The sequence below is a fragment of the Acidovorax sp. Root219 genome, from assembly GCF_001428665.1.
Lineage (GTDB): Bacteria > Pseudomonadota > Gammaproteobacteria > Burkholderiales > Burkholderiaceae_C > Acidovorax.
Genome location: NZ_LMIJ01000017.1, coordinates 17,393 through 36,573 on the forward strand (window position 1 = coordinate 17,393; position 19,181 = coordinate 36,573).

Annotated in this window: 19 protein-coding genes and 1 pseudogene; 3 read left to right on the plus strand and 17 right to left on the minus strand. The window is 61.8% G+C overall.

The features are described 5' to 3' along the window. Window positions 1–212 precede the first annotated feature (212 nt). Complete coding sequence (locus ASE28_RS19050) at window positions 213–1,244, plus strand: purine nucleoside permease (protein ID WP_057268038.1); 1,032 nt, start codon at window positions 213–215, stop codon at window positions 1,242–1,244. Between the two features lie 111 nt (window positions 1,245–1,355). On the opposite strand, the gene ASE28_RS32170 is transcribed toward ASE28_RS19050, so the two are convergent. The 5 genes and pseudogenes from ASE28_RS32170 to ASE28_RS19060 all read right to left on the minus strand — a co-directional run bounded on the left by ASE28_RS32170 (window position 1,356) and on the right by ASE28_RS19060 (window position 5,931). Beyond that, window positions 1,356–2,423 carry a hypothetical protein gene (locus ASE28_RS32170; protein WP_157422044.1) on the minus strand — a complete coding sequence of 356 codons (1,068 nt, stop codon included), beginning with the start codon at window positions 2,421–2,423 and terminating at the stop codon, window positions 1,356–1,358. Further along, window positions 2,423–3,982, minus strand: a complete 1,560-nt coding sequence (locus ASE28_RS31550) for a DUF3696 domain-containing protein (protein ID WP_082608151.1) — start codon at window positions 3,980–3,982, stop codon at window positions 2,423–2,425. Before ASE28_RS31550 ends, ASE28_RS32170 begins: the two co-directional genes overlap by 1 nt. A gap of 307 nt (window positions 3,983–4,289) precedes the next feature. Continuing rightward, window positions 4,290–4,405 (minus strand): annotated as a pseudogene (locus ASE28_RS33140) (helix-turn-helix domain-containing protein); the annotation flags it as partial. 78 nt (window positions 4,406–4,483) lie between these two features. After that, a complete protein-coding gene (locus ASE28_RS19055; RefSeq protein ID WP_057268039.1) occupies window positions 4,484–5,158 on the minus strand; it encodes an NADPH-dependent F420 reductase in 675 nt (224 codons plus the stop codon). 17 nt (window positions 5,159–5,175) lie between these two features. Next, window positions 5,176–5,931 carry an SDR family NAD(P)-dependent oxidoreductase gene (locus ASE28_RS19060; RefSeq protein ID WP_057268040.1) on the minus strand — a complete coding sequence of 252 codons (756 nt, stop codon included), beginning with the start codon at window positions 5,929–5,931 and terminating at the stop codon, window positions 5,176–5,178. Between the two features lie 154 nt (window positions 5,932–6,085). On the opposite strand from ASE28_RS19060, the gene ASE28_RS19065 reads away from it, so the two are divergent. Next, window positions 6,086–6,673: a TetR/AcrR family transcriptional regulator gene (locus tag ASE28_RS19065; RefSeq protein WP_057268041.1), complete on the plus strand. Its 588-nt coding sequence runs from the start codon at window positions 6,086–6,088 to the stop codon at window positions 6,671–6,673. A 6-nt stretch (window positions 6,674–6,679) separates the two neighbouring features. Here ASE28_RS19065 and ASE28_RS19070 read toward each other — a convergent pair whose 3' ends face one another. The 7 genes from ASE28_RS19070 to cyoA all read right to left on the minus strand — a co-directional run bounded on the left by ASE28_RS19070 (window position 6,680) and on the right by cyoA (window position 13,896). Further along, on the minus strand, window positions 6,680–7,285 hold the full coding sequence (locus ASE28_RS19070; RefSeq protein WP_235516170.1) for a response regulator transcription factor: 606 nt from the start codon (window positions 7,283–7,285) through the stop codon (window positions 6,680–6,682). A gap of 120 nt (window positions 7,286–7,405) precedes the next feature. Then, window positions 7,406–8,752, minus strand: coding sequence for an ATP-binding protein (locus tag ASE28_RS19075; protein ID WP_057268042.1), 1,347 nt, complete (start codon window positions 8,750–8,752; stop codon window positions 7,406–7,408). Window positions 8,753–8,761: 9 nt separating this feature from the next. Then, window positions 8,762–9,574 carry an SURF1 family protein gene (locus ASE28_RS19080; protein WP_057268043.1) on the minus strand — a complete coding sequence of 271 codons (813 nt, stop codon included), beginning with the start codon at window positions 9,572–9,574 and terminating at the stop codon, window positions 8,762–8,764. Between the two features lie 121 nt (window positions 9,575–9,695). Further along, the gene (gene cyoD, locus ASE28_RS19085; protein WP_057268044.1) at window positions 9,696–10,145 is read right to left on the minus strand and encodes a cytochrome o ubiquinol oxidase subunit IV; all 450 of its coding nucleotides are present in this window, start codon (window positions 10,143–10,145) and stop codon (window positions 9,696–9,698) included. After that, complete coding sequence (cyoC, locus tag ASE28_RS19090) at window positions 10,146–10,805, minus strand: cytochrome o ubiquinol oxidase subunit III (RefSeq protein WP_057268045.1); 660 nt, start codon at window positions 10,803–10,805, stop codon at window positions 10,146–10,148. Beyond that, entirely contained in the window at window positions 10,798–12,807 is a 2,010-nt protein-coding gene (cyoB, locus tag ASE28_RS19095) for a cytochrome o ubiquinol oxidase subunit I (RefSeq protein WP_082608152.1), read from the minus strand. The genes cyoC and cyoB overlap by 8 nt, the downstream gene beginning before the upstream one ends. A 24-nt stretch (window positions 12,808–12,831) precedes the next feature. Beyond that, the gene (gene cyoA, locus ASE28_RS19100) at window positions 12,832–13,896 is read right to left on the minus strand and encodes a ubiquinol oxidase subunit II (protein WP_057268047.1); all 1,065 of its coding nucleotides are present in this window, start codon (window positions 13,894–13,896) and stop codon (window positions 12,832–12,834) included. A 267-nt stretch (window positions 13,897–14,163) separates the two neighbouring features. On the opposite strand from cyoA, the gene ASE28_RS19105 reads away from it, so the two are divergent. After that, complete coding sequence (locus ASE28_RS19105) at window positions 14,164–15,504, plus strand: MFS transporter (protein ID WP_057268048.1); 1,341 nt, start codon at window positions 14,164–14,166, stop codon at window positions 15,502–15,504. Window positions 15,505–15,711: 207 nt separating this feature from the next. On the opposite strand, the gene ASE28_RS19110 is transcribed toward ASE28_RS19105, so the two are convergent. The 5 genes from ASE28_RS19110 to ybgC all read right to left on the minus strand — a co-directional run bounded on the left by ASE28_RS19110 (window position 15,712) and on the right by ybgC (window position 18,733). Beyond that, entirely contained in the window at window positions 15,712–16,098 is a 387-nt protein-coding gene (locus ASE28_RS19110; protein WP_082608153.1) for an energy transducer TonB, read from the minus strand. 14 nt (window positions 16,099–16,112) lie between these two features. Next, window positions 16,113–17,111 (minus strand): cell envelope integrity protein TolA, encoded by a 999-nt coding sequence (gene tolA / locus ASE28_RS19115; RefSeq protein ID WP_057268050.1) that lies wholly within the window; start codon window positions 17,109–17,111, stop codon window positions 16,113–16,115. 65 nt (window positions 17,112–17,176) lie between these two features. Then, on the minus strand, window positions 17,177–17,599 hold the full coding sequence (locus ASE28_RS19120; protein WP_057206631.1) for a biopolymer transporter ExbD: 423 nt from the start codon (window positions 17,597–17,599) through the stop codon (window positions 17,177–17,179). Window positions 17,600–17,603: 4 nt separating this feature from the next. Beyond that, window positions 17,604–18,308 (minus strand): protein TolQ, encoded by a 705-nt coding sequence (tolQ, locus tag ASE28_RS19125; protein ID WP_057206632.1) that lies wholly within the window; start codon window positions 18,306–18,308, stop codon window positions 17,604–17,606. Continuing rightward, the gene (ybgC, locus tag ASE28_RS19130) at window positions 18,305–18,733 is read right to left on the minus strand and encodes a tol-pal system-associated acyl-CoA thioesterase (protein WP_057268051.1); all 429 of its coding nucleotides are present in this window, start codon (window positions 18,731–18,733) and stop codon (window positions 18,305–18,307) included. Before ybgC ends, tolQ begins: the two co-directional genes overlap by 4 nt. Window positions 18,734–19,181: the final 448 nt, after the last annotated feature.

Consider the following 19,181-nt stretch of genomic DNA (forward strand, 5'->3'; position numbering starts at 1 on the left):
CGGAGCTGGGGCAGCCACTGACGCGCGTTGACAAGACTCGATTGGATTGGATTGGCGGCCGCTGGTGAAATGAGCCTGCCGTGCGCTGGTATCGGTTGATTGTTGGCGGGCGAGTTCGGGGCGCAAAATGGCGCAGTTCTTGCGGTGCCGTTGGCTTGTGTTGGCCAGCATGGCACACAGCCGCTTTCCTTTCTCTCGCCAAGGTGTTTTCAATGCTCTTCAACCCGTCTTTCCACCCTGCGCGCTGGCTGTTGCTGGCCCTTGCTGCGCTGTCCATTTCCGGCTGCGCGACATCGCCCTCGGCCACCAGCACCGCACCCATCCGCGTCAAGGTCTTCGTCGCCGCCATGTTCGAGATCGGCAAAAACACCGGCGACCGCGCGGGTGAGTTCCAGCACTGGTACGAGCGGTATTGGAAAGAGGCCACCCCCATCACCGTGCCCGGCGCGCTGGGCCCCGTGTACTGCAACGCCGATGGCGTGTGCGGCGCCGTGCTGGGCATGGGCAAGGTCAACTCGTCGTCGTCCATGCAGGCCATTCTGCTGAACCCGAAGTTTGATTTTGCGCAGGCGTACTACGTGATCTCCGGCGTGGCCGGCACGCCGCCGCAGCGGGGCACAATTGGCGACGTGAGCTGGGGCACCTGGCTGGTGGACTACGACCTGGGCCACCGCTGGGCGCCTGAGGAAAACAAGCCCGGCGAGCCCACCTTCATGCCGCGCAAGGGCTATGAGGAATACCGCCGCTTTCAGCTGAACCCCCTGCTGGTCGACTGGGCCATGAACCTGAGTGTCGACGTGCCGCTCAAGGACTCAGAAGGCGCCCGCGTCTATCGCCAGCGCTACCCCGACGAGGCCGCCCGCCGCGGCCCCAGCGTCATCACTGGCACCCACATGACCGGCGACACGTTTTTCCACGGCCCCGGCATGTCCAAGCAAGCCCAGTACATCGCCAAGCTCTACGGGGCCGATGACTACGTAATCACCGAGATGGAGGCCGCCGCCATTGCCCTGGTGGTCAAGCGCACCCACGGCACCGACCGCCTGATGAGCCTGCGCGGCGCGGTCAATTTTGACCAGGGCAACCCCAAAGAAACCACGCTGCAGCATCTGGACCCGGCACCGGGCGAAACGGCCGGGGGCTTTGCGGAAACGGTGGAGAACGTGGCGCTGGTGGGCACGCGGGTGGTGGACCACATCGTGCGGAATTGGGGGTTGTGGCGGGGTGGGGTGCCGGCGCGGTAGTTGTCGGTTTAACACTCTCTGCATCTTGGGCCATTTGTTCGGCGCTTGGGGCTCCGATTCAATCGTGTCATTGCGAGGTCTGCTTAAGCTCCTCGTTTGACATGCTGTGTTCTATGAACGAATGAGACCTTCTGCGCAGCACCAAGAAAAGACTTTTTCACCGAGTTGCAGCCAGTAATCTTTCCAGTGACCGTGAAAAAGCTGAAATGCCGCATGCTTGCTTCTACTTTCAAACCATTTTAGAAGTGGGTCCCCGCAGTTTCCGACAGACTGTAGAAGAAAATCGTTTTTCTTTAAATTTTCTAACTCGTGATCCTCTATTTTAATTCCGCTTTTCTTGAAATACTTTACGTAGAATTTGTACTCGGGGCTAGTCTTTTTCATGGATCTGAGTGTTGAAACTTTTATTCCTTGTTTAATATCTGCGCACCGCCATCCCTCTAGTTCTTGTCCTAGAATTTTTTCAATCTGTTCAACGGAATAGTAGCCATTTTTATTTGAAAAAATATCCTTTAATATATTTAGAGGAATCATATTTTCCAGTTCGCGCGCCGGCAATCTATACGCTTCGCATAACCCACTGCTGGCGTCTGCTACTTCTTTGCATTTTTTCTCGACCGGTGTTGCCGGTCTTGATGGCCAATTCTCATCACTATCCACAACAGCCAAGCATAAATTTCTATTTTGAGAAATATTTTTAAATTCTTGCGCTATAGATGTACCCCCGCCACCAGAGGTCTTTCCGCAAATAGATAGACCTGAGATTTTTTGATTAATAATGTAATGATGCGCAGCCTCTATATAGATTTTTGCATCATTGACATGTTCGGCTAGAAGTCGCGGCTCCATGTCCAGTAAAAGCAAATCGGCGAATGTTACTTCGCATCTTGCCCCTGCCTCATCTTTTTTGGCAACTACGAAAATGGTTTTTGCTTTTAGCTCCTCTAGATACCCATGAAAGGCAAATTTCGATCTTGCTTTGATTAAAACTCCTCTGGATATGATGCTGATCTTTTCAAAAACTTCTCTTTCTAAAAAATCAACTACATCAGTGTTTTCTAGTGTCAGAATATTTTCCCCGCGATAGATCCCTAGGCACAATCTCTCTATCCCGGCAATTTGACCGTCATTGAGTTTTTCTTTGATTTTTGTAATGCTCGAAGTGATTTTTATTATCATTATGCATCGAAGAAACCATAAGGCCAATCCTTGAGTTGGCCCTTCTCGCTGAATTCGGACTTTTTGACGGTGGTGTGAAAATCACCCTCTTGGCGCTCGAATCGAAGAATTTGAACGCTTTCCGGGTCCAATCGCTTTTTAGATATAAGGATGCCGAGTCTATTTATTATGGATGAGCTATGGGTTTCAATTATCAGGTTTAATGGCGCTTTCTCTATGGCGCTTACAAATAGATCCGCCAGCTTTGCTTGATATTCTGGGTGTAAGTGAAGCTCGGGTTGCTCGATAACCACTGTTGATCTGACGGTGTTTCGTTTTGTTGATGAGTTGGAATTATCCGCAGAATGCCATAATTGCAAGGCGATGGGAAGGACTTGAGAAAATCCAAATCCAACGTCAGCCAGATTTGCTTCAATGCCCGAGGAGTCTTTTAGTTTTAAGGAGAGATGTCCACCTTCCGACTCAGCTGAGATCGATGCATTAAGATGCTCTTGCATCCATTCATTGAATCTGTTTTTTTCGAATTGTGAAAGAGAGTCGAAAAAAAATGGAACATTTGCACCTTTTGAATCCACTTCGGCTACTGATAGTGATTGCTTTCTGTAGTACCTTTCTGCCGTTGCCCGTAGTGGCTCCAAGTATGTGCTCTGGGTTACGAATCCTACGATTATTCTATTAATTGAGCGTAGAATGCCATTGAGATTTACGGCGAGCAAAAGATTTCTAAATCTGATAAAATCGTAATTGCCCGTTGTTAGAATCGCCACTCTTAGCTTCCAGGTTTGCGGTGCGTTTATAACGCTTTTCATCGTTGCTAATAAGTTTTCAGGTGTGCCTGGATCCAATTGCGCTAAAACGTCAACGATTGCATCCCGGCTGGAATTCCCATGAAAAAAGCTAGCGTTTCTAACGAATGATAGAACGTTATTGATGTGCGGATCATGTCGCACATAAGCTTGCACTTCCCCTTCTTTCACGGCTATTCGCCGCGGTTGATGAAATTCAAGCGTAGGTATTAAAGAGTCCAAACTTATCGTTTGCCTCAAAGATGAGTTCGGAATCCATTTGTAGTTATTAATTTCAATCGATGCAACTTTGCCTGCCTCAAAGTTTATACCATAGCTGTCATTTCCCATTTTAATGGAAATACTACGATGTTCAGATAGCTTGCCAGCAGCACTTTGAGCAATGCTTATTCCGACTTTGGCTAAGCTCGTTCTATTGTCAGGTAATTCAATAAAATAGTTTGATGTTTCGAAAATCATCCCATCGGAGCTGGAATCCATCTCCAGTTCGAAGTCAAATTCTATTTCTTGTCGCAAACACTTTTTATTGACTGATTCTGCAAATGAGCCAAAATCGACAAGATTGCCCCACCATAGTATGGGCTCTCTCTTATTTTCCATGGAGGTTTGTCGGAGAAGTGGTATGGTTCTGGCGAAAGTACTTTTTCCAGCACTATTTCTTCCGACAAGAATGGTCAAGGGCTTAACCTTGACCAACCCTGTATCTTCAAGTGATCTTAGATTCTTAACCCCAAAGCCAAGAAGCTTGTCCATGCGACCTATCCCCAATTTTAGTTAAAATTACAACTAATTAGATCAGGAAAGAACATTGAAATCTACTAAAATTTGCGAAAAAACGCTATGAAAACGAATTTGGCTGAGCTTTGCTTGGATGATTGGGGGATGCCAGTGGCCTCTTATTTAATACTGTGTGCCTTCTGTTCGGGTACATGCGGAGCGCAAGCTAGGTGTGCTGACCTTTCGGAGTACTATAACTAAGCGCCATGGCGAGTTGCTAGGAGCGGGGGTAGGCCAAGTGTGTGAATATGGGTCTACGGTAGCATGTTTGGTCCCTCCAACTAACCTGCTGCTGCTTCAACTTCCGCGCGAGCGTCCTCCTGTGCATTCCCCGCAACAGCGCCGTCTCTGATATGTCGAACCACGTTCGGCCAGCACCACGTGGATCTTCTCCTGCTCCCGCTCCGGCTTTGAGCAATCCAGTGCAATGGCCGCACTCACCTCGGTATCGCCCTCCCAGCTGTTGGATCCATTTGGCTAGATGGGCCTGTCGGCTAAGGCCATGCGGACCCGGCGTCCCCTCTCCAAATTCCCCGCCAATTCCTCCTGCGTCTGCCTCCAATACGCCGTCCAAGCCGGCTGTCCAGGCCCGCTGCGCCACGACTCACTCAGCGGGCTATGGTCCACCGTGTCAAACCCCAACTGGTCATACAGCCGTGCCACAAGTTCCACCGCCTCGGGGTAGTCGCTCGACGCCGCCAGCGCCAGCCGGCCGGGCACGCCTGCAGGCTGCCCCGCAGTGAGGATGCGCGGCGCCTGGATGTGGGTGAAGGCCTTGACCACTTTGGAGGTCGGCAGTTGCTGCTGGCGCAACTCATGCTCTGTGGCCTCGCCCGATTCGACCACCGCGTACAGGCCGTCGCGCCAGGCCATGTAGTTGTTGGTGTCGATCACGATCTTGCCCGCCAGCTCTTGCACGGGCATGTTGTTGACCAGCTTGAGGGGCACGGCGATGACCACGAAGTCGCCGGCCGCCGCAGCGCCGGCCGCGGTGGCGGCGCGGGCCTGGGGGCCGAGTTCGGCCACCAGCCCTGCCAAGGTCTCGGGCCCGCGTGAGTTGGCGATCACTACGTGATAACCATTGGCAATGGCGGCGCGCGCAATGTGGCTGCCGACTTCGCCTGCGCCGATGATGCCGATGACGGTGGCCATGCGTGCGTGCCCCTGCGTCAGATCTGGAAGCCGCCGCTCACGTCGAGCACACCGCCCGTGACGTAACCGGCCTCTGGCCCGGCCAGAAAGCACACGGCGGCGGCCACTTCTTCCACCGTGGCGATGCGGCGTATGGCGTGCAGGTCCATGATGCTGTCGGGCAGGTTGCCGGCTGCGCCAGCGGCCATGTCGGTGGGCATGATGCCGGGCTGCACCACGTTCACGGTGATGTTGCGCGGGCCCAGGTCGCGGCCCACGCCCTTGGCGTACCCGACGATGGCCGCCTTGGTGCCGGCATAGTCGGCCACGCCCGCAAAGGCGACGCGGCTGCCCAGGCCCGAACCGATGAAGACGATGCGCCCGCCATCGGCCAGCCGGGGCGCGGCAGCGCGGGTGGTGGCCACGGCGCCGAGCACGTTGATGCGCCACTGCAGGTCCAGGCCTTCGGTATCCAGGCCAGGGTCGCCCACGGCCTTGCCTTGCACGGCAATGGCGGCGTTGTTGACCAGGATGTCGAGCTGGCCGAAGTGGGCCAGCACCGCGTCGAGCAGCGGCTTAGCGGCCGTAGGGTCTGCCTGGTCGCTCTGCACGGCCAGGGCGCGCACGCCCTTGGCCTTGAGTTGCTCGACGATGGCCTGCGCCTTGTCGGCAGACGCCACATAGCTGATGGCCACGTCGGCCCCCTTGTCGGCCAGCGCCAGCGCGGTGGCTGCGCCCAGCCCGCGCGAGCCGCCCGTGACGAGTGCCACCTTGCCTGCCAATGATTTCTGCATGAAAAACTCCTGTGTGGGTGAGTTGATCGCCCTCGCCACGATGGCTCAGATCGAAGCATAACAATCGTTATGATAACGAATGTTATGAAATTCGACAGAAGGGGTCAAGCGGTTTAATATCGACCGTTATGAAAAAAGCCGAGGCGGTGGTCTGATGGGGCGCCAGCGAGAGTTCGACGTGAACGTGGCGCTGGATGCCGCGCTGTGCGTGTTCTGGCGCAAGGGGTACGAGGGCGCCTCGTACACCGACTTGGTGCAGGCCACGGGGGTGGAGCGGCCCGCGCTGTACTCGGCCTTTGGCAACAAGGAGGCGCTGTTCCTGCGGGCGCTGGAGCGGTATTACGAGCACTACATGGATTTCATCCCCGTGGGGCTCACGCAGCCCACCTCGCGAGGGGTAGCGGAGTACATCCTGCGCAATGCTGTGGAGCTCAATACCCGATACCCGGACCACACGGGTTGCCTGGGCATCAATGGGGTGTTGGCAGGGTCGGACGATGCCGAGCCCGTGCGGCGCGCGCTGATCGATGCGCGGGCCAACGGTGAGGCATTGCTGCGCGAGCGCTTCGAGCGCGCACAGCAGGAGGGAGACCTGCCCCCCACGGCCAACTGCGCGGCGCTGGCCACCTATTTGTGCACGGTGCTGCACGGCATGGGGGTGCAGGCCAAGGCGGGGTTCAGCCGCGAGGTGCTGAATGGGGTGGTGGACCAGGCGCTGTCGACCTGGCCCACTGCGGGCTGACCCGCTTTAGCTGACCTGCTGCTTTTCGAGCTTGCGGGCCAGGGTGCGGCGGTGCATCCCCAACCGCCGCGCCGTCTCCGAAATATTGAACCCCGTCTCCGCCAGCACCTCGTGAATCCGCTCCCACTCCAGCGTCTTGAGCGAGCTGGAGCGGTTGGTCACGTCCACCCCGGTGTCGCCGGCCTTCAAACCAAACGCAGCCTCGATGTCGTCGGTGTTCGACGGCTTGGCCAGGTAGTGGCAGGCGCCCAGCTTCACGGCCTCCACCGCAGTGGCGATGCTGGCGAAGCCGGTGAGCACGACGATGAGCATGGCTTCGCTGGCGGCGTGCAGCTTTTGCACGCAGGCCAGGCCGGATGCGTCGCCCTTGAGCTTCAAGTCGACCACGGCGTAGCCGGGGGTGTGCTGGGTGAGCAAGGCTTCCACCTCGGGCAGGCTGGCGGCCTGGAGCACGCGGTAGCCGCGGCGTTCGAACGAGCGGGCCAGGGTGCGGGCAAAGGCCTCGTCGTCTTCGACGATGAGCAACTGGGGCTTTTCCTTGGCATCCTTGGTGGATGGGTCTGCTGCGGGGCTGCTGCTGCTGCTGCTGCTGGCGGTGGTGATTTCGTCCATGGCGGTCGGGCTCGGGTTTTGTACTAGTACGAATTCAACTTTGACTGGCTACAAAAGCTGCTTGTTGGTCTGGTTGGTTGTCCAGCCAACCATCCAGCGCACGCCAATCCGTGGCCATCATCACACCGGCCGGTGGCCGCGCGGCATCGCCACGGCTGCCAGGGGCAGGCGGATGCTCACTTCGGCCCCGCCCTCGGGGGCGCGGTTGCGGGCCGTGACGCTGCCGCCCAGGGTGCGCGCCACGTTCACCACCAGGTACAGGCCCAGGCCGCTGCCGGGGCGCTGCTTGGTGGACTGGTAGGGCTCGCCCAGGTGGTCCAGCATGCCGGGCGCAAAGCCGGGGCCTGCGTCGTTGACGGTGATGCACAGGGCGGGCACGTCGGCCTTGTCGTCGCGGGTGATGAGCAGTTCCACCCACTGGGGCGAGGCGTCGCGTGCATTGTCCAGCACATTGAAAACCATCTGCTTCAACGTGGTGTCCGACACCATGGGCGTGTCGTCGCCAAAGTCGTTGCGGTACGAAAACGCGGGTATTGACCGCGTGGTGCGCCATTCATCGGCCAGGGCGTCGACAAAGGTGCGCACGGTGGTCTGGGCCGATTCCTCACCGCGCGCCTCGCCGGCCGACAGCAAGATGCCGCTGACAATGCTCTTGCAGCGCTGTACCTGGGTGCGCATTTCTTCGATGTCCTCGCGCAGCACTTCGTCGCCCATCAGCTCCTGGTCGTGCTGCCAGTCGCCCAGAATCACGGCCAGGGTGGACAACGGTGTGCCCAGCTCGTGTGCCGCGCCCGATGCAAGCAGGCCCATGCGCACGATGTGCTCTTCTTCCACCCGGCGGCGGCGCGCGGCGGCCAGGCGGGCGTCGCGCTCGCGCAGGTTCAGGCTGATGCGGGTGATGAACACCACCACCAAAATCGCGTTGAGCAGAAAGCACACCAACAGGCCAATGACGTACAGGCTCGACAGGCCCTGGTGCAGGTCTTGCGGCAGCTCCAGCGGCAGGTGGTGGGTGGCCAGCACGCAAAAGCACACGGTGGTGATGACCACCATGCTCCAGATGTAGGCCCCGCGCAGCAGTATGGCGCCCAGCGCAATCTGCAGCAGGTACAAAAAGACAAAGGGGTTGCTGGTGCCGCCGCTCAAATACAGCTGGGTGGTGAGCACGGCCACGTCCACCAGCAGGGCCAGAAACAGCTCCACATTGCGCACCTGCACGCCGGTGCGCAGGCGCAGCAGGCTGACCACGTTGAACACGGCCAGGCAGCCCACCACCATCAGCATCTGGTGCAGGGGGATGGTCAGGCGCAGGCTGTGGTGCGCCACCTCGATGGTGAAGACCTGGCCGATGACGGCCATCCAGCGCAGCTGAATAAGCTGCTGCAGGTTCTTGATGCCGGCGGCGGCATCGGCAGCGCGCGGGTTGCGCAAGAACTCGGCGCTCTTGGCGATGCGTAGGAGGGGCATGGCTTGAGTTTAGTGCCCTGCCTGGGAGGCCCGGCGCCGCTCGTAGCGCACCACGAACCAGCCCGCGCCCAGCACCATCAGCGCCAGGCCGTACCAGGTGAGGGCATACACCGCATGGCTGTTGGCAAAGCGGATGGTGGTGAGCCCCGCGCGCGGCCAGGTGGTGCCCGCTGTGGTGGCGGCGGTGCCGGCCACTTCCACCGCCTCGGCAGTCGGGTTGGTCACGCCGCGCGTGGGCAGGCCGGCGTCGATGAAGAAGGGGGCGGGGCGGGGCAGTTGCAGTGCCTGGGCGATGGCCGCGACGTCGCGCGAGAACCAGCGCTGCTCGGCGGGATCGTTGGTGCGCAAGAAGCCGCCCTTGGGTTCGGTGATGCGGATGAGGCCTTGCACGGTGGCGGGGGCGGCATCCGTCTGGTTTGCCCATTGCGCGCGCTGGTCCTGCGGGATGAAGCCGCGGTTCACCAGCACCTGGGTGCCGTCGCCCTGCTGCAGCGCGCTGATGACCCAGAAGCCCGAGCCCAGGGCCGTGACGGCCTGGGTGAGCACGGTCTTGCCGGGCAGCCAGTGGCCGGTGACGGCCACGGGCAGGTATTCATGCGTGTCGGCCGTGATGCCGGGCCAGTCGCTGGCCGGGGGCAGGGCCACGGGGGCGGCGTGCACGCGCTGGTCCACGCGCTCGATGAGGTCGAGCTTCCACACCCGCCGCTGCACCTGCCAGGTGCCCAGCGCCACAAAGCCCAGGAAGAGGGCGATGCCCAGCACCAGCAGCACGGCGCGGCGCCAGCGCCGAGGGGCTGCGTGGTTTGCATGGGTTGTGGTCATCGGGAATTCCTTGGCTTGGTCGATTGCACGGGCCCCAAAACGGCTGCGGCCGCTGTGAGCGGCCGCTTCGCAAGGGTTGCCCGCCCCGTCTCGCTGTTTGGGCGTCGGGGCGCTGCACCCATCAGGGGGTGTGGTGGCTTGCCGCCGCGCCGGCTTCGCTCTGGGTGGGCGGGGTAGGAGTGGGGTGGTCGGGCATCATGTTGGCGTTCATGTGGAACATGACCCAGAGCGTGCCGCTGATGGCGATGGCCACGAAGACCACGGTGAAGATGGTGGACAGCAGCGTCCAGCCGCCCTCGACCTTGCCGTTCATGTGCAGGAAGCAGACCATGTGTACCAGGATCTGCAGCACCGCGAAGCCGCCGAGCACGAGGATGGCGGTGTTGCGGTCGGCAATGACCTTGGACATGACCAGCCAGAACGGGATGGCGGTGAGGATGATGGACAGCACGAAGCCGACCATGTAGCCCGAGAAGGTGCTGTGCGGACCCACGTCGCCATGGTGGTCGTCGTGGTGATCGTCATGGCCGTGGCCATCATGGGCGTTGGCGGTGTGTTGTGCGGCGCTCATTTACAGCACTCCCATCAGGTACACGAAGGTGAAGACGCCGATCCAGACGACGTCCAGAAAGTGCCAGAACATCGACAGGCACATCAGCCGGCGCTTGTTCTCGTGGATCAGGCCATGCTTCTTGATCTGCAGCATCAGCACCACCAGCCAGACCAGGCCGAAGGTGACGTGCAGGCCGTGGGTGCCGACCAGCGTGAAGAAGGCTGACAAAAAGGCGCTGCGCTGCGGGCCCGCGCCCTGGTGGATCAGGTGGTGAAACTCGTACAGCTCCAGCCCCAGAAAGCCCAGGCCGAACAGGCCGGTGATGGCCAGCCAGGCGAGCGTGCCGCCCACCTTGTTCTGCTGCTTTTGCAGCATGGCAAAGCCGAAGGTGATGGACGACAGCAGCAGGAAGGCGGTGTTGAGCGCCACCAGCGGCAGATCGAACAGCTGCGCGCCGGTGGGGCCGGCGGCGTAGCTGCGGCCCAGCACGCCGTAGGTGGCGAACAGCGCGGCGAAGATGAGGCAGTCGCTCATCAGGTAGAGCCAGAAGCCCAGGGCGGTGCCGTTCTCGGGGTGCGGCTCGTGCGCCAGGTGGTATTCGCGGCGGGCCAGCGTGGCGGCCGTGGGGCCGCCTTGCGTGATGGCGGCGGCGGCTTGGTTGTAGGTGATATCAGACATGGCTGGCACGCAGTTGTTGGGTACGCAGGTTCTCGGTCTCCGTCACTTGCGTGGCGGGGATGTAGAAGTCACGCTTGTAGTTGAACGTGTGGACGATGGCCACCAGCACCACGCCCGCGAACGACAGGCCGGCCAGCAGCCACATGTGCCAGATGAGGGCGAAGCCCAGCACCAGCGACAGCGCCGAGATGATCACGCCCGCGCCCGTGTTGGCCGGCATGTGGATGGGCGCAAAGCCGGTGAGGGGGCGCGCGTAGGCGTGCTTCTTCATGTCCCACCAGGCATCGATCTCGTACACCTTGGGGGTGAAGGCGAAGTTGTAGTCCGGCGGGGGCGACGAAGTGGCCCACTCCAGCGTGCGGGCGTCCCATGGGTCGCCGGTGTGGTCGCGCAGCTGTTCGCGCTTCAAGTAGCTCACCACGATCTGGATCAGCAGGCAGGCGATGCCCAGCGCGATCAGGCCGGCGCCAATGGCGGCGATGACGAACCAGATCTGCAGCGACTGGTCTTCGAAGTGGTTGGCACGGCGGGTAACGCCCATCAGGCCCAGGATGTACAGCGGCATGAAGGCCACGTAGAAGCCCACCACCCACAGCCAGAAGGAGCACAGGCCCCAGAAGCGGTCGAGCTTGTAGCCGAAGGCCTTGGGATACCAGTAGTTGATGCCGGCGAACAGGCCGAACAGCACGCCGCCGATGATCACGTTGTGGAAGTGGGCGATCAGGAACAGGCTGTTGTGCAGCACGAAGTCGGCCGGGGGCACGGCCAGCAGCACGCCGGTCATGCCGCCGATGGCGAAGGTGACCATGAAGGCCAGGGTCCACATCATGGGCAGCTCGAAGCGGATGCGGCCCTTGTACATGGTGAACAGCCAGTTGAAGATCTTCGCGCCCGTGGGGATCGAGATGATCATCGTGGTGATGCCGAAGAAGGTGTTCACGCTGGCGCCGGAGCCCATGGTGAAGAAGTGGTGCAGCCACACCAGGTACGACAGGATGGTGATCACCACCGTGGCGTACACCATGGAGGTGTAGCCGAACAGGCGCTTCTTGCAGAACGTGGCCACCACTTCGGAGAAGATGCCGAAGCACGGCAGGATCAGGATGTAGACCTCGGGGTGGCCCCAGATCCAGATCAGGTTCACGTACAGCATGGCGTTGCCGCCCAGGTCGTTGGTGAAGAAGTTGGTGCCGGCATAGCGGTCCAGCGACATCAGCACCAGCGCTGCGGTGAGCACGGGGAAGGATGCGACGATGAGTGCGTTGGTGCACAGGGCCGTCCACGTGAAGATGGGCATGCGCATGAGGTTCATGCCGGGTGCGCGCATCTTGATGATGGTGACGATCAGGTTGATGCCCGAGAGCGTGGTGCCCACCCCGGCGATCTGCAGCGCCCAGATGTAGTAGTCAAGCCCCACCCCTGGGTTCTGCGCCCCCAGGTTAGACAGTGCCAGCCAGCCGGCGGTGGAGAACTCGCCCAGGAACAGCGACACCATCACCAGGATGGCACCGGCGGTGGTCATCCAGAAGCTGAAGTTGTTGAGGAACGGGAAGGACACGTCGCGCGCGCCGATCTGCAGCGGCACGAGGTAGTTCATGAGGCCCGTGACCAGCGGCATGGCCACGAAGAAGATCATGATCACGCCGTGGGCGGTGAAGATCTGGTCGTAGTGGTGCGGCGGCAGGTAGCCCATGTTGTCGCCAAAGGCCATGGCCTGCTGCAGGCGCATCATCAGCGCGTCGGCAAAGCCGCGCAGCAGCATGACCACGCCCAGGATCATGTACATGATGCCGATCTTCTTGTGGTCGATGCTGCAGATCCAGTCGCGCCACAGGGTGCCCCACAGGCGGAACTTGGTGATGCCGGCCAGCACGGCCAGGCCACCGAGCACGACGCCGATGAAGGTGATGAGCACGATGGGCTCGTGCGCCATGGGGATCGAATCCCAGGTGATTCGGCCCAAGGCCCAATGCGGTTCGGTTACAACGGGTGAGGTGGACATGGTTGTCAGTCTCTTAGGCGCGGATCATTGGCGGGAAAGGGTGCGGTCATAGACCGTGGCGTGGCGCGCTTCGAGGGCCGCCACGATCTGGCCGGCGTTGTCGACGGTGCACACGTCCTGGGGCAGGTTGATGCCCATGGCCTTCATGTAGGCCTCGCCGCCGCGCTCGTCGATGCTCATCATGTGGTGCATGCACATCTTGCCTTCTTCGACGCAGCGGTTGAGCACCTTGTAGTACAGGCCGTCTTCCACGCTGGCAAAGCGCTGCACGGGGTCGCGCTCGCTGGGCTTGACGAGGTTCAGGTAGGTGGTCTTGTCCAGCGCCTTGCCTTCGGTCTTGGCCTTGGCAACCCATTGCTCGAAGTCGCCCTGGCTCAGGCCGTGGAACTTGAAGGTCATGCCCGAGAAGCCCGCGCCGCTGTAGTGCGAGGCGATGCCGGGGTACACGCCCGGCTTGTTGATCACGGCGTTCAGCTCGGTCTGCATGCCGGGCATGGCGTAGATCATGCCGGCCAGGTCTGCCACGTAGAACGAGTTCATCGTGGAGGTGGCGGTGAGCTTGAACAGGATGGGGCGGTCCACCGGGGCTGCCAGCTCATTGACGGTGGCAATGCCTTGCTCGGGGTAGAAGAACAGCCATTTCCAGTCCATGGCGACCACCTGCACCACCAGGGGTGTGGCCTGCGCTTCGAGCGGCTTGGTGGCCGAGATGCGGTCCAGCGGGCGGTAGGGGTCGAGCTTGTGGGTGCCGATCCAGGTCAGCGCGCCCAGGGCGATGATGATCAACAGGGGCACCGTCCAGATCACCAGCTCCAGCGTGGTGGAGTGGTGCCAGTCGGGGTCGTAGTCCGCTTCGGTGTTGGCGGTGTTGGACTGGCGGTACTTCCAGGCGAACCACAGCGTGAGCGCGATCACCGGGACGATGATGATCAGCATCAGCAAGGTGGCCTGCACGACCATGTGGCCTTGCTGCGAGGCGACGTCGCCTGCGGGGTTGAGGACGACAGCCTTGCTGCAGCCGGCGAGGCTGGTGGCTGTGGCCGCCAACGCAAGCCATGCCGGCCCGCGAAGTTGGGGAAGTTTGAACATGTGATGGGCCCAACAAAGGCGTTTAGGGGTAAACGCGAATGACAATTTGCCGCTCAATGTAATAGAGCAGGTAAATTTGTCCATTGGACATTTTGTCCAAGGTCAAGTTTTTGCCCCATTCCGGTGCCACCGGCGCCATGCCTTGACCCCGTCGTGAGCAGACTATGGCATTTGTCCTGCAAGAACTTCAGGGAAAGCGCACTTGCCCTCAATAGGGCCAGGGTGTAAAACGTAGGTGTATCTGTTACACAACAAGGAATTCCGTTCATGAGCAGTCCCGCCTCTGCTATCTACCCAGCGAATGGCTTTGAAGAAGGCCAAGACTCTCTTTCCCGCGCGGACACCCATGAAGACGTCACCCCCAGCGAAATCGCGGTGGGCGTGATCATTGGGCGCTCGTCCGAGTATTTCGACTTCTTCGTTTTCGGGATCGCCTGCGTGCTGGTGTTCCCGTCGTTCCTGTTCCCCTTCATGTCGCGCCTGGACGGCACGCTGGCCTCCTTTGCGCTGCTGGCCGTGGCCTTCGTGGTGCGGCCCATCGGTACGGCCATCTCCATGGCCATCCAGCGGCGCTGGGGCCGGGGCACCAAGCTGACCATTGCGCTCTTTTTGCTGGGCGTGTGCACGGTGGGCATGGCCTTTTTGCCGGGCTACAAGGACCTGGGCACTACGGCCATCGTGGCGCTGCTGATCTTGCGCATCGGCCAGGGGCTGGCGCTGGGCGGCTCGTGGGACGGCCTGCCGTCGCTGCTGGCGATGTCGGTGCCCAAGCACCGCCGCGGCTGGTACGCCATGATCGGCCAGCTGGGCGCGCCCGTGGGCTTTGTGCTCGCGGCCGGCCTGTTCGCCTATCTGTATGCCAACCTCACGGTGCAGGAGTTTCTGGCCTGGGGCTGGCGCTACCCGTTCTTCGTGGCCTTTGCCGTGAACGTGGTGGCCCTGTTCGCCCGCCTGCGCCTGGTGGTGGGCCAGTCGTACACCGAGCTGCTGCAGGACCGTGAGCTGCAACCCGTGCCCGTGCACGAGGTGATGCGCGACGAGGGCGGCAACGTGCTGCTGGGTGCCTTTGCGGCGCTGGCCAGCTTTGCGCTGTTCCACCTGGTCACCGTGTTCCCGCTGTCGTGGATCACGCTGTACACGGACCAGCCCGTCACCCAGATCCTGGGCGTGCAGATCGTCGGTGCCTTCCTGGCGGCCGGGGCCATCATGGTTTCGGGCTGGCTTTCTGACCACTTGGGCCGGCGCAAGCTGCTGGGCGGCATGGCGGTGCTGATCGGGGTGTTCAGCTTCATGGCGCCGGTGCTGCTGAACAGCGGCGAAGTGGGCAGCACCATGTTCCTGCTGCTGGGCTTTGTGCTGCTGGGCCTGTCGTACGGCCAGGCCTCGGGCACGGTGACGGCCAATTTCTCGCCCAAGTACCGCTACACGGGCGCGGCCCTGTCGGCCGACCTGGCCTGGATCATCGGCGCCGCCTTTGCGCCCCTGGTGGCCCTGGGCCTGTCGGCCCAGTTCGGCCTGCTGGCCGTGACGGTGTACCTGCTGTCGGGCGTGGCCTGTACCTTGGGCGCCCTGAACCTGAACCGCCGCATGGAGCGCCGCGACCGCTAGGCCGAGCTTTACAAGAGAGAGCGAGGGGCGGGCCTGTTGACAACAAGGCACGGCCCCGTAGAGAAGCGATGCAAGAACCCGGTGGCTGCCTTGGCGGCCACCGGGTTTTTTGTCGATTGGCTGCCGGCTGGTGCCTGCCGGCGTCTGCATCAACCAGGGCACACCAGCCGGCAGCTCAGCGGCATGGGGGACAGTGCGCTGGGTGCGTCACTTGGAAGGTGCTGGGCTCGGGCCTTCAAGCACGAAGTTAATGGGAACGACCATCCAGGTCGGTTCCAGCCCTGTACCTGCGGTGCCGGGCTGGTAGCGCCAGCGCATGGTCGCCTGGCGTGCGGAAGTGTCCAGCCGGGGAAAACCGCTGGAGCGCTTTACTTCGGCCTTCAAGGGCACACCCTGGTTGTCAACCAGTACCCTGACTTCGACCAGTCCCTCCTCGCCGTTGCGCAGTGAGATGGGCGGGTAGTCCGGGGGCTCATTGCGAGCGGGGCCGGCTGCGATGGATGGGGTGGCGGCAGGGTTGGCAATGCCCTGTGCCGCCGTGAGCCCGGAGGCCAGGACCAGGGTGCACAAAAGGAGACAGCGGTGCAATTGCATGAAGCGATTGCCAATCAATCCTGCGGCCTGAACCCGATGGTCAGCGAGGGCGGCACGCGCCCGTCCACGTCGCGCGGCAGGGTTTCTGTCTTGTCCAGGGCGCGTAGCACGGCATCGTCCCAGGCCTTGTTGCCGCTGGACTGCACCAGGCGCTTGCCGACGATGGTGCCGTCGGGCGCCAGGCGCACTTCGACCTCGGCGCGCGGGTTGCCCGATATCGCGTCGGGGTAGACGATGTTGGGCTTGACCTTGGCGGCCACGCGGCCGCCGTAGCCGCCCGAGGGGCCAGCATCGCGCTGCGCGGTGCCGGTCGATTTTTCGTTGCCTTCGGAGCCCGCCAGCCCCTGCATGCGGCGCAGGTTGGCTTCGCGCTGGGCGGCGAGTTGCTTGGCCTCGGCCTCGGCGCGCTGCTGCTTCTTGGCTGCGGCGTCCTTGGCTTCTTTTGCGTCCTTGGCGTCTTCGGCCTTGCGCTTTTCTTCGGCGAGCAGCTTCTTTTGCTTTTCCTGCTCGGCGGCCTTCTTCTGCTCGGCGAGCTTTTCCTTCTTTTCCTTTTCGAGGCGCTCTTCGCGCTCGTCTTCCTTGCGCTCACGCTCGCGCTCACGCTTTTCGCGCTCGAGCTTCTCGGCGCGGGCTTTTTTCTCCTGCTCCAGGCGCTTTTTCTCGCGCTCGATGGCGATGTCGGCCTCGCGCGTGTCGGGCTCCACGGCGCGCGGCGGCGGTGGCGGGGGAGGAGGGGGCACCGGCGCGGGCCGGGGCTCGGGCGGCGGTGGCACGGGGGGCGTTGGCGGGGTCGGGGGTGTCGGCGGCGACACTTCAGGCGGCGCGGCCTGTTGGGGCACGGCTGCCCACAGTTCGGCCTGCACGGCGGGCTGGTCGGAGCTGGCCTTCCAGTTCACGCCCCAGGTGAGTGCGCCGATCAGCGCCAGGTGCACCAGCACCGCCAGCGAGATGGCTCGCAGGCGGGCAGGGGGTGCGGGGGGCGCAAATTGGTCGCGGTCGTCTTGGGCGTGCATGGAGGGAGTAGAGCGTGTACGTCGTCTTCGGTTCAGTCAATCAGGGAAGGCGGGGCACTTCGGCTTCAGCCGCCCTGTTTGACGGAGAGACCTACGCGCTGCACACCGGCTTTCTGCAGTTCGGACATGGCCTTGACCACGTTGTCGTATACAACGCCCTTGTCGGCCGTAATGATGACAGCCGTCTCTTTTGTCTGGTCTTTCTGCCAGCGCAGCGCGGCTTCGCCGATCTCGCGCTGGCTCATGCTGCGGGTGGCCTCGGGGGTCTTGAGCTGCAGCGAGCCGTCCTTGTTGACGATGACCTGCGCCACCACCTTGGGCAGATTCTTGCCCTTGCCCACGCTGGGCACGTCGACCATGCCGGGGGTGAGCATGGGGGCTGTCACCATGAAGATGATGAGCAGCACCAGCATCACGTCGATGAACGGGACCATGTTGATCTCGTTGATGGTGCGGCGGCCTCGGCCGCGGGATGCCATGGCGGGCATGGTGTCAGTGCCCCGATGCCGAGACGGGTTGCTGCGCGCCCAGGTTGCGCTGCAGGATGTTGGAGAACTCTTCGATGAAGGTCTCCTGGTGTGTGGCCACGCGGTCGATGTCGCGGGCGAAGCGGTTGTAGGCGATGACGGCCGGGATGGCGGCGAACAGGCCGATGGCGGTGGCCACCAGCGCCTCGGCGATGCCGGGGGCCACGGTGGCCAGGGTCACCTGCTCCATGCCGGCGAAGCCGGTGAAGGCGTGCATGATGCCCCACACCGTGCCGAACAGGCCCACGTAGGGCGAGACCGAGCCCACGGTGGCCAGGAACGACAGGCTCGACTCGACCACGTCCATCTCGCGCTGGAAGCTGGCGCGCATGGCGCGGCGTGCGCCGTCCATCAGGGTGCCGGCATCGGTGATGCGGCGCTCGCGCAGTTTCTGGTACTCGCGCATGCCGCTGGCGAAGATGCGTTCCATGGGGCCGGCGTTCTTGGCGTTTTGTGCGGCGCTGGCGAACAGGTCGTTCAGGCTGGTGCCGGACCAGAAGTCGCGCTCGAAATCGTCGTTGAGCGACTTGATGCGCTTGAGCGCGAACAGCTTGCGGAAAATGGCGGCCCAGCTGGCGACGGAGACGACCAGCAGCAGCAGCATGACGAGTTGCACCACCCAGCTGGCCTGCAGCACCAGGCTGAGGATGGACATGTTTTGGGAATTCATGGTGTTGTTGAGAGTTGTTCCAGAAGGGTGCTCGGTATTCTCGCTGGCCGCAGGGTGGCGGCGTCCACCCAGCCGATGCGGATGGTGCCTTCGCTGAGCAGTGCGGGCGGATTTTCGGTCATGTCGTGCTCCGGTTTCAGGAGCGCTTGCTGCAGTATTGTCAACGATGCGCGGCCGGCCTCTTGCAGCTGGGCGGTAACAATGAGTTCATCGTCGAGCCTTGCAGGTCGCAGGTAACGTACCTGGCTGTGGGTTACGACAAACATGCCGCCGGTTTGTTCCCTGAGCGCTTGTTGGCCGATGCCGAGGGAGCGGAGCCATTCGGTGCGGGCGCGTTCGAAGAACTTGAGGTAGTTGGCGTAGAAGACTATGCCTCCTGCGTCCGTGTCCTCCCAGTAGATTCGGATGGGGAATTCAAAGGGCATGTGCTTGCCTCTTGTGTTGTGGTTGCTGCTTGCTTGTGTTGAGGGCGGAGGCCGGGGTGTGCGCCCGGCGGCGCAGTAACTTTCTCTTGAGTCGCCAAGANNNGCCTGCGATGCTCGGACCTGGGGTGGTGCCGATGAACTCGCTGCGTTCCCCCTGCGGGTGAACTCCGCTCAAACAGCATCGGCAAGCTAGATGACGAAGTGCGTGTGTCCTGCGGCACACGCACCCACCCCAGGCCCTGCGCTTCTCGACGCAGCCAGCAGGGGTGGGGAGCGGGTACCACACGGCTGCTGCTGCGCAGCGGCGCCGGGTGTCGGTTACGCGCTGCGCGCTGCCGACGGGCGGCGCAGCCGCCCTGCGTGCCGAGCGCAGCGATGGCACACCGGGCCGAGCGAAGCAATGGCCCGTGTGGAGCCCGCTCCCACCCCCTTCTGACCGTGCCGAGAA